Here is a 13229-nt window from a genome sequence, read left to right as displayed (position 1 = left end):
TGCTCCTCGCGCGCGCTGGGCGCGCTGCCGGTGCCTTTCGCCCCCCGCCCGCGCACGAGGTTCACCTGGGGGCCGCCGCGCCGGGCGCGGGCGCCGACGTGGCCGGGCGCCTGCTCGCGGCCGGGCACCGCGTGCTCGTCACCGACGTCGACGAGCGCAAGCGCCACCTGTTCCCGTCCGCCGGGTGGGTGGCGCCCGGCGAGATCCTCGACGCCGAGGTGGACGTGCTCGTCCCGGCCGCGCTCGGCGGGCTGCTGACCCCGGCGGCGGTGGCCCGGCTGCGCTGCCGGGCGGTCGCGGGGCCGGCCAACAACCAGCTCGACGCGCCCTCGACCGCCGAGCTGTTGCACGCCCGCGGGATCCTCTGGGCCCCCGACCACGTCGTCAGCGCGGGCGGCGTGGTGTACGCGACCGAGGTCGAGCTGCACGGCGCGACCCCGGAGGCGGCGACCGCACGGGTCGAAACGATCGGCGAGACCCTGCGGTCGATTCTGAACCGTGCGGCGGCCGAGGGCACGACCCCGTTGCAGGCGGCGGAGAACCTCGCCCGTTCGCGGTTCACGCGCTCAGGTTGAGGTTCTGGAACGTCGCGGTGCCGTTGAAGGCGTTCACGCCCAGATACCCCGACGCGTACGTGCCGTCGGAGGCGTCGATCACCTTGGTGCCGTTGAGGTACACGGCGATGCTCGGGCCGCGCGCGACCACCTTGAGGTGGTACGTGCGGCCCTCCAGGACCGGGGTCGCGAACACGGCGATGTCCCGCCCCGGGCGCCACAGCTTCACAAGGCCGCCGGTGTCCACGTTGGCGGTGTAGTGCTGGGTGCCGTCGGCGCTCGCGCGGAACGTGAGCGCGGCCGCCACCCCGTTGACGACCCGCACGTCGCCCTCGTACGTGAGGTCGGCGGCCGTGGTGGCGCTGAGCGCGAACGCGTCCGTGCCCGAGTTGCCCCGCAGGCCCGCGCCCGGGACGGTCCACGACCCGCCGGCCGGGTGCCACGGGCCGGCCAGGTTGGTGCGCAGGCCGGTCCCGTTCAGGGTCGGGTTGGCCAGGATCGCGGTGCCGTGGAAGACGTTCAGGCCCAGACGGCCCGAGGTGTACGCGGTGTCGGTGGCGTCGATGACCGGGTTGGCGCCGTGGTCCAGGTAGACGCGGATCCGCGACCCGGCCGCCACGACCTTGAGGTGGTAGTAGCGGCCCGCGACGATCGGGGTCGCGGCGACGGCGATCTCCTTGCCCGGCCGCCACAACTTGACCACGCCGCCGGTGTCCACGTTGGCCGTGTAGTGCTGGGTGCCGTCGGCGCTGGCGCGGAACGTCAGCGCGGCCGCGGTACCGCTGACGACCTTCACGTCGCCCTCGTAGGTGAAGTCGCCGGCGGTGGTGTTGCTGAGGTAGAACGCGTCGCCGGTCGCGGTGGCCTGCTTGCCGCCGGCGGTGTCGGTCCACGCTCCGCCGACGGCGCTCCAGGGGCCGGCGAGGTTGCCGTCCAGTGTGGACTCCCCGGTGCCCCAGGCCTTGCCCAGGCGGTAGAACTGCAGTGACACGAGGTTCACGGCGCCGCCCTCGGCGTACACCTGGATGCCCTGGCTCAGGCCGGCCGAGTTGAAGTTGACGTTGTCACTCACCGAGAGCCGGCCGTCGTTGCCGAACACCTCCAGCTGCCCGCGGTCGACGAGCACGCGCATCCTGACCCGGCCGTTGACGGGGGCCAGCGGGCGGCCGTACAGCGTCGCCGCCGCCCGGTCGTAGCCCACGGCCCGGTCGTAGGTGCCGTCGGCGCGGGTGTGCAGCCGCAGGCCGAACGAGCTCGCGGTCGCGCCGGCGACGTCGAACTCGGCGGTGACCTCGTAGGTGTCGGCGGTCGCGACGGCGAGTGGGCTGCCCGGGCTCACCGCCCGGTTGGAATAGGCCAGGCCACCTGACCTCAGCGTCGAGATCTCGCGGATCGGGGTGCGGGTGAGGCGTACACCCTCGGGAAAGGTCTTGAGCGCCAGCTCCGCCGGGAACGTCTGGTCGCCGGTCCAGGTGCTGCCGTGGTTGCCGGGCTGCCAGCTCATCTGCACGACCCGGCCGTCGGGGACGCCGGTGAAGGTCTGCCCGGCGTAGAAGGTGCCGTCGGCGGTGTTCGTGCCCAGGTCCATGCGCTGCGGGGCGGACCAGTCGGGGCGGAACGCGGTGCCGTCGAAGGCGCCGATGACGTACTCCCCCGAGGCATCCGCCAGCACCCACTTCACGGTGCCGGTGCCGTCGACCGCGAGCGGGAACATGTCCGGGCACTCGAAGAACCAGCCGGCGGCGAAGCGGCTCGCGTAGGTCCAGTCGAGCAGGTTGGCCGACGTGTAGAACGTGGCGCCGTTGCCCCCGCCGTCGTTCCACACCACCATCACCCAGCGGTTCGAGGCGGCGTGCCAGAACACGTGCGGGTCGCGGCTCGTCCCGCTCGGCACGGCGACCTTGCGGCCGCGGTCGAAGGTCTGGAACGTCCGGGCGCCGTCGGTGGAGTAGTGCACGGTGACGCCGTTGGTGCCGGAGAACACCAGGATCGGGTCGTCGTCGCCGGACTTGAGCCCGGTGACGTTTGCGGTGTCGACCACGCCGTTGCCGGACCACAGGTCGCCGGGGTGCACGCCGGGCTCCAGGGCGATCGGGCGCTGGGTCCAGTGGACCATGTCGGTGCTCGTGGCGTGGCCCCAGTGCATGGTGTCCCAGGCCAGGCCGTGCGGGTTGTGCTGGAAGAACAGGTGGTAGGTGCCGCGGTAGTAGACCATGCCGTTCGGGTCGTTCATCCACCCCGCGCGCGGGCTGAAGTGGAACTGGCCGCGGTACGGCTCGTCGTAGGCGGTGGCCGGATAGGGAAACTCGGGATAGTCGGCAACGGTGCCGGCGGAGGCGGTCCCCGGCGGCAGCGCAACGAGCGCGGCGGCGGCGAGCAGCAGCGCGGACAGCAGGCGTCTCATTTCCCGGGTCCCCTTCCTGACAACGTTGTCAAAACCGCGCCAGCGATACCCCAGCCATAAGCCGTGCGCGGGTACGTCAACGTTGTCAGTGTTCGCCTCACCACGACGTTCGTCAATATGTCGCGCCGACGGGCGGTCCCGGGACTGCGCTGCGTAACTTACACGGCCCGGTCCGGACGGCGCGGAAGCGCTTCGACTGGGATTCCGGTTGTCAGCCATCGATGGATCTCCGATGTCCCGGGACCGCCCCCCGGAGGCCGTGATCCACATTTCGACGGTCGGTGATTCGTGGCAGCATTCGCAGCCACGTGGAGCCCTCACATGGGGAGACGGGCGTTCTGGCGAAAGCTGATCTTCCGAGGGCTCCACGGCCGCCACCGGCCCGGAGATCTCCGGAGTGGTTCGCAGCGTAAGTTTCAGGCCCGTTACCAGGCACTTACGAGGTAGACGGCGCCTCCGCGGTCGATCGCCTTGACGCGGTCCCGGGACGGTACGGACGGTTACCCCACCTCGATTCCGACCCGTCAATGTTAGGAGAGTCGATGAGGCGCAAGATCGCCCTCATATCGGCAGCCGCCCTCGTGGCGACCGCCGGCGCCGTCGTGGTCGCCAATCAGGCGTCCGCGGCCGCCGGGTGTTCGGCCAAGTACGCGATCGTCAGCTCGTGGCCGGGCGGGTTCCAGGCCCAGGTCGACGTCACCAACCTCGGTGACTCGGTCACCAGCTGGAACGTCGGCTGGGACTTCGGCAACAGCTCGCAGACGATCACCCAGATCTGGAACGCCAACAAGACCCAGTCGGGCGTGCACGTCAACGCCACGAACGTGAGCTACAACGGCAACGTCGCCACCAACGGCGTGATCTCGTTCGGCTTCACCGGCGCCTGGAGCGGCAGCAACCCGGCCGGCACCAACTTCACCCTCAACGGCACTGCCTGCACGGGCGGCACCACCGGTGGCCCGTCCTCGCAGTCGCCGTCGGCCTCGACCTCGCCGTCGAACCCGACCAACGGCACCCCGAGCGTGACGCTCACCAGCCCGACCAGCGGCTCGACGTTCACCGCGCCGGCCACGATCGGCCTGGCCGCCAGCGCCAGCGTCACCGGCAGCACCATCAGCAAGGTCGACTTCTACAACGGCTCGACCCTGCTGGGCACCGACACCAGCTCGCCGTACACGTTCAGCTGGACCAACGTCGCGGCCGGCAACTACACCCTGACCGCCAAGGCGACCGCCGCCAACGGCAACACCGCCACCACGGCGGGCGCGGCCGTCAGCGTCACCACCGGCGGCGGCAACACCGGCACCCACCTCGACAACGCGTTCGTGGGCGCCAAGTGGTACGTGAACCCCGACTGGTCGGCCAAGGCCGCCGCGGAGTCCGGCGGCAGCCGGATCTCCAACCAGCCGACCGGTGTCTGGCTCGACTCGATCGCCGCCATCACCGCGCCGTCCGGCTCCGGGTACACCACCAGCCTGAGCAAGCACCTCGACAACGCCCTGGCCCAGGGCGCGACGCTGGCGCAGTTCGTGATCTACGACCTGCCCGGCCGTGACTGCGCGGCGCTGGCCTCCAACGGCGAGCTCGGCCCGACCGAGATCGACCGCTACAAGACGGAGTACATCGACCCGATCGCCGCCATCGAGGCGAACCCCAAGTACGCCGGGATTCGCATCGTCAACACGATCGAGATCGACTCGCTGCCGAACCTCGTGACGAACGCGGACGGCCAGGCCGGCGCGACCGCGGCCTGCGCGACGATGAAGGCCAACGGCAACTACGTGACCGGCATCCAGTACGCGCTGGGCAAGCTGCACGCCGCCGGCACGAACATCTACAACTACATCGACGCCGCGCACCACGGCTGGATCGGCTGGGACAGCAACTTCAACCCGTCCGCCCAGCTCTTCGCGAGCACCGCGAAGGGCGCCACCGGCGGCGTTGCCACCGTCGACGGCTTCATCACCAACACGGCGAACTACTCGGCCCTCTCCGAGCCGTGGGTGCAGCCCACGACCACGGTCGGCGGCCAGAACATCCGCCAGTCGAAGTGGGTGGACTGGAACCAGTACACCGATGAGCTCACGTTCGCCCAGGCGTTCCGTACCGCGCTGGTCGGCCAGGGCTTCAACTCCAACATCGGCATGCTGATCGACACCAGCCGCAACGGCTGGGGCGGCTCGGCCCGTCCCACCGCGGCGAGCACGTCGACGGACATCAACACCTACGTCGACGCGTCCCGCATCGACCGGCGCATCCACGCCGGCAACTGGTGCAACCAGAGCGGCGCCGGCCTCGGCGAGCGCCCGCGGGCCACTCCGGCCGCCGGCATCGACGCGTACGTGTGGGTCAAGCCTCCGGGCGAGTCCGACGGCTCCAGCTCGCTGGTTCCGACCGGCCCGAACAACCCGGGCGGCAAGGGCTTCGACCGCATGTGCGACCCGACCTACACCGGTAACGGCCGCAACGGCAACAGCCTGAGCGGCGCGCTGCCCAACGCCCCGGTCTCCGGTGCTTGGTTCTCCGCGCAGTTCCAGCAGCTGATGCAGAACGCCTACCCGGCGCTCTAGGCAGCCCGCACCAACCTGTACCGCCGCACCAAGGAGGGCCCCCGGTCGCCGGGGGCCCTCCGCCGTCCCCGGCCCGGAATGGCATCGACGGACCGGCGCCCGGCGCCGCCGAACGAGTGATCAGGTTGCCCTCCCGATCGTGGATGGCGGCGGTGGCGACCTGGCGTCATCATGGGGGCACCCACAGTGAGGGGATGCCCATGATGCGGTCACCGGTCAGGCGGCGCTTCCATCCGCTCCCGGCCACGGCGCTGCTCCTGTTCGTGGCGGCGGCCGGCCTGACCGCGGCGCTGGCCGGCTCCGACCAGGTCCGGTTGTTCGCGGCCACCCTCGCCGGCGCGGCCATCGGCGCCGCCGGGCCGCTCACCGTGACCCGTGTGCCGCCCCGCCCGCCCGGCTACGTGCCACCGTCGAACCTGCCGCCGCCGCCCACCTTCATCACCGGGCGGGAGGAGACCGTCGCCCGGCTGCGCCGGCACCTCAGCGTCGTACGACGGCGTCGCCGCATCGCGAACCTGCACGGGGTCGCCGGCATCGGCAAGACGGCCCTCGGCGTCTACACCGCTCACCTCATCGCCCCGGACTTCAAGGCCGGTCAGCTCTTCGCCCGGTTCATGCCGGAGACGGCGGTGTCCGACGCGGTGACGGAGGTCCGCCTGCGGTTCATCGCGGCGCTGAGCCCGTCCGGCACGGTCCCGCCGGCCGACGAGCGGCGGGCGGCCGCACAGTTCCGGCGCCTCGCCCGGCAGCTCAGCCGCGACAACCAACTGCTCATCGTCCTCGACGACGTCTACGACGCCGCGCTGGTGCGCCCGCTGCTGCCACGCAGCCGCTGGTGCGCGGTCGTGGTCACCTCCCGGGAACGCATCCCCGGCCTGCCCGGCAGCCGCGCGTTCCGGCTCGACCGCCTGGCCGACGAGCCCGCCCTGCGGATGCTCGGCGCGATCGTGGGCGAACGTGTCGACCGGGAGCCCCGGGCCGCCGCCCATCTCGTGCGCGCCGCCGCGTATCACCCGCTCGCCATCCACCTCGTCGGCCTGGCGCTGGCCAACCGCCCCAACAGCCGCCTCGACCTCGCGTTCTGGCGGATGAACCGCAACGGCAACGAGGGCACCTTCGACAACGCGCTCGATCTGGCGTACTCCATGCTGACCCGCGGCGAGCAGGGGGCACTGACGGCCCTGGGCCTGCTCGACCGCCGCTACTTCGCCCACTGGGAGCTCGGCGCCCTGCTCGACCAGGACGACGCGGGCCGGGACGCGGAGCGGGAGGCGTTCGAGTACTGCCTGCGCCTGACCAGCATGGGCCTGCTCGAGCGCCGCAGCAGCGACGCGGTCGGGGTGCAGCAGTTCCGGCTGCTCGAGCACGTGGAACGCTATGCCCGGCAGCAGGCCCGGACGCAGGCGACCGAGCGGCCGGAGGCGGAGCGGCTGCAGGCGGAGGCCCGGCGGCGCCTCTCGCGAACCCGGCGGGAGCGGCGGACCGAGCGGCAGGTCGACCTGCAGGGGGTCTTCGAGCGCGAGCACACCGTCATGGACGCCGGCAACATCTCCCGGGCGTTCAAGAACGCCCGGGACGCCGTCGCCCTGGCCCGGGACTGCGGCGACGCGCCGGCCGAGGCCGAGGCGACGGTCCTGTGCGCCGAGCTGCATGCCGAGCTCGGCGGGCTGCAGGACGTACGCGACCTGCTGACGCTGCCGCTGCGGGGCGACCACCCGGTGGCCCGCATCCGGGCGCTGCGGCTGCAGGCCAAGCTGCACCGCCGCCAGCGCCAGCTCGACGAGGCCCGGCGGCTGCTCGACGAGGCGGCCGTTCACGTGGCCGCCGACCCCGATCCGCTCGAGGAGATCCGGCTGCTGCGGGAGCGAGCGGTGGTGGAGTCGCTCGGGGACGAGCCCGCCGAGGGCCGCCCGCTCATCGCCGAGGCCCGCCGGCTGGCCCTCGCCGGACACCCGGAACAGCTGCCGGCCATCGCCTACGCCGAGAGCCGCGTCCTGCTCGCCCTCGACCTGCTGGGCGAGGCCGACGGGGTGCTGGCGAACGGCGCCGCGGACGCCGACCGCGGCGGCCAGGAGCTGGCCCGCACCTGGATCGGGTACGAGATGGCCCAGGTGGCCCGGCATCGGGGCGACACCAAGGCCGTGGTGGAGCTGGCCCTGTCGGCCATGGAGCGCTTCGACCAGATGCGGCACCGCTACGGCAGCGCCCACTGCCGGGAGATCATCGGTCGCGTCAAGGCCCGCGACGATCCCGACGACGCCGTCCGGTTCCTGGCCGAGGCGCTCGAGACCTTCCACAACTGCGGCGACGAGTGGGTCGAGGCGAACACCGCCGAGCGGCTCGGCCAGGTCCAGGCCGCGCTCGGCAACCTCGGCGAGGCTGCCGAACTGTGGCGGGCCGCCGAGCGCCTCTACGCCACGATCTGCCACCGCTACTCCTCCGCCCGGGCGCTGGAGCGCCTGGCCCGGGTGCGGAGACGGCTCGCGCGGATCCCCCGGCGGCCGGAGCTGCAGGCCGCGGGCGCAGGTCCGGACGTGGCCCGGTGAACGCGCTGCGGTCGCGTATCGCGGCGGGGTTCGCGATCGCCGTCGGCGTCGGCCTGGTCGGCGAGGGACCGCTCTGGCTGCGGGCCTGCGCGGCGTTCGGCCTGGGGCTCGCCACGGCCCTGACCGGCCTCGGGCACCGGCCGCCCACCGGCCCCGGCGAGGACGTGCCGGCGGCGCCGACGCGCGTGGTCGGCAGCCGGCTGCCCCGCCTGGCGACGTTCCGGGGACGCCGCCGGGAGCTGGCCGAACTCACCAAGCGGTACCACAACCTGCGCGAGCCGGAGGCGTCCAACGGCGCCATCATCCTGGCGATCCACGGTATGCCCGGCGTCGGCAAGTCGGCGCTGGCCCGCGAGCTGGCCCTGGAACTGGCCGGGCACTTCCCCGACGGGCAGCTGTACGCCAACCTCGGCAACGCCGGCAACCTGCGCCCCGAGGCCGAGATCCTGCAGAGCTTCATCACCGCCCTCCGCCCGGACATGCCGGTGCCGACGTCCACAGTGGACCGGGCCGCCCTCTTTCGCTCGCTCACCGCCACCGGCCGGCTGCTCGTCGTGCTCGACGCCGCCCGCGACCACGAGCAGGTGGCCCGGCTGATGCCCGCCGGCGAGGGCTGCGCCGTCATCGTCACCGGACGGCGCAATCTCGGCCCGGCGCTGGGCGTCCGCTCGCTCCCGCTCGGCGTTCCGGGCACCGACGACGCCATCGCCATCCTTCGCGCGGTAAGCGGTACCGCCGCCGAGGACGAGAAGTTCGCGATCGAGATCGTCGACCGGCTCGGCCGGCTGCCGCTGGCGATCCGGGCGTTCGGCGACGTGGTCGTGCACCGGCTCGGTTCCCTGCCTCCGGCCGCGCGACGGCTGCGCGTGATCCGGGCCGACAGCAGCGCCGAGGACGGCCCCCACCTCGCGGTCGTGCGGGAACGGGTGGAGAGCGAGTACGCGCGGCTCGACGGCGACGAGCAGCTCGCCTTCCGCGCGCTGGCGCTTATCGAGTCGCCGAGCTTCGTGCCGTGGGTCCTGGCGCCGCTGCTGAACCTCGACGGCCACGGCCGCCGCCCGGAACAGCAGGCCGCGGAGCGGACGGTCAGCCGGCTGGCCGAGCGGCAACTGCTGGAGCTCGCCGGCTCGGACCCGGTCACCGGGCTCGACCGCTACCGCCTGCACCCGCTGTACCGCGCCTTCGCCGAGTCGCTGCCGGACGACGCCGGCGCGCTCAGTGCGGCGGCCCTCGCCCGCGTCGACGACGCCTACCTCGAGGCGCTCGACCTCATCTTCGCCAAGGCCGAGCCCGGCTACCGCGAGCGGAATCCGTTGCCGGAGCGCCTGCACTGGTTCGGCGACTCGGAGGTGCTCTCGGCCGCCGTGGACGGGCTGCCGGAGCGCTGGGTCCGAGCCGAGTACCGCAACCTGCTGCGCTGCGTCGCCGCCGCGCACGCGCGGGGGCGGTTCGGTCTGTGCTGGCGCCTCGCCGTCCACCTCGGGGCCAGCGTCGCCGACGAGGTTCTGCCGGCGCCGGTGGAGGAGGCGTTCGCGCTGGGCCTCGACGCCGCCGGTCGGGTCGGGGACGAACACGCGGCGATCCGGGTGGAGCTCGCCCGCGGCTGGTTCCTGGGCCGGCTCGGCCGCTACCGGCCCGATCCCGACCGACCCGAGCAGGACCGGCCGGGAGTGGCCGCCGCGTACGAGGGACTGGACCGGGCCGCCGCGCGGGCGAACCGGCTGCCGGACGACGCCACGCAGGCCGGGCCGCGGCTGGAGGCGGAGGCCTTGCACCGGCTCGCGGCGGTCCACCTGCATCACGGCGCGTACCGCGACGCCGCCCACGTGCTGGCCCGGGCGGCCCAGTTGTGCGAGATCGCCGGGGACAAGGACCAGCAGCACCTCGTCGCCATCATGCGCGCCGCGGCCGAGCCCGATCGGCCGCTGCCGGCGCCCACGGAGAACCCGGGCGACGAGGCGGTCTTCTGGCGCGGCTGGGTGCGCGCGGACCGGGCGCTGGCGGAGGGGCGCTGGCGCGACGCGTCGCAGCGGCTGCACCGGCTGCGGGAGCACTTCGCCGATGACGCCTCACGGGTCGCCGTGCTGCTGGGCCGGCTGGCCGAGTGCCGGCTCACGCAGCTGCGCGCCGACCCGGAGACGGAGCCCGAGCGCTCCCGGGAACGGGCGGTGCACCGGGCGGCCGAGGCGCTGTACCGCTTCCAGCGCATCACCGACCTGGCCGGCGCCGCGCGGGCGCGCTGCGCGCTGGTTCGCGCGTTGGTCGCCGCCGACCGGGCGGACGAGGCCGCCCTTCAGTTCGACTTCGCCCGCGAGGAGGTCGGGCGGGTGGAGCCGCTGCTGAGCCACGAATGCTCTCCGCTGCAGGCCGCCCTGGCCTGGGCCGAAGGCGAACTGCTCCGGCGGCACCGGCCCAAGGACGACCCGGCCGGCGAGAACCGGCTGCTGCGGGCGGCCCTGCTGTTCCACGTGCACGGCGACCGGCAGAGCGAGGCGGGCGCGCTGCGCGGCCTGGACCTGGACCTTCTGCCCGACAACGCCTTCGAGCAGGCACAGCCCGGCCGGCCCACGGACGTCTGGATCGAATCGCCGGACGACACGCTGCGGCCCGACCGGCCCTTCACGGTGTGCTACCGGATCGGCCCGCCCGCGCTGACCCGCGATCTGCCACCGGCCGGGGCCCGCCGCATCGAGGTGATCCTGCACGCCGACGGCGGCCGCGCCGTGCCGGCCGTGCACGCCTTGCGGCTCGATCCCTGGGCCGGCCCCCCGGAGCTGCGCTTCGACATCACCCCGGACGGTGATGCCCCGCACCTGCAGGTGCTCGTCTACGACGCCGACGAGGGCGCCCTGCTGCGCCGGACCGTGGTGTCCACGGTCCCGAGGACCGGAGCGGTCGCGACATGACCGATGTGTACCGCCATCACGTCGACTTCAGCGACGAGTACGACGGCGCCGGCCGCCTGCACGACCCGGCCCGGCGCTGCCCGGGCAAGCGGCGCACCCTGCGCATCCGCTACCACCCCTCGCGGCGCGGCGGCTTCGACGTCGAGGCCTCCGGCACCGACCTGGCCGACGACAACGCGGCGGGGCTGTTCGCCCACCTCGACGCCGAGGCCGCCGACATCCACGGCTGGGTCGACAGGCTGCTGGGCGCCTGGTCGGAGTGGCTCGTCGACTGGCCCGACCCGGACAAGGCGCGCTCGTTCCCGTTCGCCGAGAAGGTCGACCATCGCGACCTGGACAGCGAGCTCCTGCGCAAGATGTGGCAGCGCCTCGCCGAGGCCGGCCACAAGCTCTTCCGCCTGCTGTTCCAGGGCGACGAGGCGCTGGAGGAGCTCGGCGCGGCCATCGCGCGGGCTCTGCACGCCGGCGACCAGGTCATCACCGTGTCGTCCGACGAGGTGATCGTGCCGTGGCCGATGCTGTACGTCCCCGAGGACGTCTGGGCCGACCTGCCGGACGACTTCGAGGTCGACCTCGACAGCTTCGTCGGCCACCGGCACCTCGTCGAGCACGCTTTCGCGCTGTACGGCCGGCACCGCAACGACGTCCGCATCACCGGCCGGATCGCGGCGGGCGCGTACTACGACGCGAAACTGCACCGCCCGGCCCACCACACCCTCGGCTCGGCGCTCGAGGCGCTGAACCTGCACACCCGGCTGGAGCGCGGCACATCGGCGGCCCGGCTGAGCCAGCGGCTGCGGCACGACGGCGCCAACGACCACCTGGTCTACTTCTGCTGCCACTGCGTGACTCCCCCCGCGGGCGAGGAGCTGCTGCACTTCGGGGTCGAGGCGGGCGAGCGGGTCTCGGCCAGCGACCTGCGCGCGTGGCTGCGGCGGAGGTTCCAGCACCGCCCGCTGGTGATGATCAACGCTTGCGGGGCCGGGCGGATCGGCCGGCGCTCGCTGCGGCACTTCAGTTCGGCGCTGCTCGAGCGCGGCGCCGGCGCCGTGATCGGGCCGGTCGTGAACATCCCGACCGCGTTCGCCGGGGCGTTCGCGCAGGACTTCTTCGAGCGGGTGCTGCCCGGCCACCGGCCGGTCCAGTTCGCCACGGTCACCCGCGACCTGGTTCGGGGCTTCGCCAAGGAGCAGCACAACCTGCTGGCGCTGACCTACATGCTGTACCAGGGCATCGACGGGCACTTCTGCCGAGAGGAACAGGATGCGGACGCCGCTGCCGCCGGCTGACGACTTCGACGCGTTCGACCGCATCCGCCTCGACGAGCGCGGCACGCTGCTGCACGACGACCGCCCGGTGCCGGTGGGCCGGGCGGGCGCGCTGCTGGAGGCCCTCGTCGACCTGCCGCCGCGTACGACGGACATCTTCGTGTTCGTGCACGGCTGGCAGAACAGCCGCGCGCGGGCCGACGCCGCCTCCCGCCGGCTGTTCTCGGCGATCTGGCAGCTGTACCGCGAGCAGCCCGACCGCTACCCGGCGCTCGAGGACTTCCGGCCGTACTTCTTCTCCGTCCAGTGGCCCTCGCAGAGCCTGCCGACGACGGCGGGGTACCGCCGAATCCGCGACCGCGCGCACGCGATGACCACCGGCGGCTACGCGGCCCACGTCGTCGCCGCGCTGCTCGGCCGCCTCGACCACGTCCGCGCCGCCCCGCGCGGGCCGTCCACGCTGCGCACGGCGGACGGGCAGTACCTGCACTGCGTCGGGCACTCCTTCGGCTGCCGCTTCCTGGGCGAGGCGATCCGCCAGGCCGCCGACCCGCCGGAGCGCGTCCTCGCCTGGCCGTGGGCGTCCGCGCACGACTTCGCCGTCGACAGCTTCCTGGGGCTGCAGATGGCCGCCCGTCCGGACGTCTTCCAGCACCGCTTCCGCACGCTCGTGGACAAGTCGGCCCCGATCGCCGGGCCGGTCGCCCTGACCGTCTCACCCCACGACCGGGCGCTGTCGACCTGGCACCAGCTCCCGGAGGGCGGGCCCGGCCTGGGCGCGGCCGGCGCGCCGGGTGCCCGCACCATCGCGCTGCGCCCGCTCGCCGAGGACTACACCGCCGCCCAGTTCGAGAAGCTCACGAACGTCGACGCCCAGTGGTACTTCCGCCGCGGCCCGCTCACCCTGGGCGCGCACTCGGACATCTGGTACCCCGAGACCGTCCACCTGCTGCTTTCGCTCGCCGCGCTCAGCCGCTGACC

At 73.3% G+C, this 13229-nt stretch carries 6 protein-coding genes and 1 pseudogene; 6 read left to right on the top strand and 1 reads right to left on the bottom strand.

Features of this window, described 5'->3' with window-relative positions:
• Positions 1-575: pseudogene (locus tag AB0B76_RS20885) on the top strand (valine dehydrogenase); the annotation flags it as partial.
• Here AB0B76_RS20885 and AB0B76_RS20880 read toward each other — a convergent pair.
• Positions 559-2958, bottom strand: a complete 2400-nt coding sequence (locus tag AB0B76_RS20880; RefSeq protein WP_360377425.1) for a glycoside hydrolase family 32 protein — start codon at positions 2956-2958, stop codon at positions 559-561. The pseudogene AB0B76_RS20885 and the gene AB0B76_RS20880 sit on opposite strands and share 17 nt — an antisense overlap.
• 542 nt (positions 2959-3500) lie before the next feature.
• Between AB0B76_RS20880 and AB0B76_RS20875 the strand changes: the two genes are divergently transcribed.
• The 5 genes from AB0B76_RS20875 to AB0B76_RS20855 all read left to right on the top strand — a co-directional run bounded on the left by AB0B76_RS20875 (position 3501) and on the right by AB0B76_RS20855 (position 13227).
• Positions 3501-5528, top strand: a complete 2028-nt coding sequence (locus AB0B76_RS20875) for a glycoside hydrolase family 6 protein (protein ID WP_360377422.1) — start codon at positions 3501-3503, stop codon at positions 5526-5528.
• 194 nt (positions 5529-5722) lie between these two features.
• Positions 5723-8074 (top strand): ATP-binding protein, encoded by a 2352-nt coding sequence (locus AB0B76_RS20870; protein ID WP_360377420.1) that lies wholly within the window; start codon positions 5723-5725, stop codon positions 8072-8074.
• Positions 8071-10980, top strand: coding sequence for an NB-ARC domain-containing protein (locus AB0B76_RS20865; protein WP_360377418.1), 2910 nt, complete (start codon positions 8071-8073; stop codon positions 10978-10980). The genes AB0B76_RS20870 and AB0B76_RS20865 overlap by 4 nt, the downstream gene beginning before the upstream one ends.
• The gene (locus AB0B76_RS20860; RefSeq protein ID WP_360377415.1) at positions 10977-12269 is read left to right on the top strand and encodes a CHAT domain-containing protein; all 1293 of its coding nucleotides are present in this window, start codon (positions 10977-10979) and stop codon (positions 12267-12269) included. Before AB0B76_RS20865 ends, AB0B76_RS20860 begins: the two co-directional genes overlap by 4 nt.
• On the top strand, positions 12244-13227 hold the full coding sequence (locus tag AB0B76_RS20855; RefSeq protein ID WP_360377413.1) for a hypothetical protein: 984 nt from the start codon (positions 12244-12246) through the stop codon (positions 13225-13227). Before AB0B76_RS20860 ends, AB0B76_RS20855 begins: the two co-directional genes overlap by 26 nt.
• Positions 13228-13229 lie beyond the last annotated feature (2 nt).

It is taken from the genome of Dactylosporangium sp. NPDC049140 (assembly GCF_040648435.1).
The sequence above is the reverse complement of the archived record's forward strand: the minus strand, read 5'-3'. Positions and strand labels throughout refer to the sequence as shown.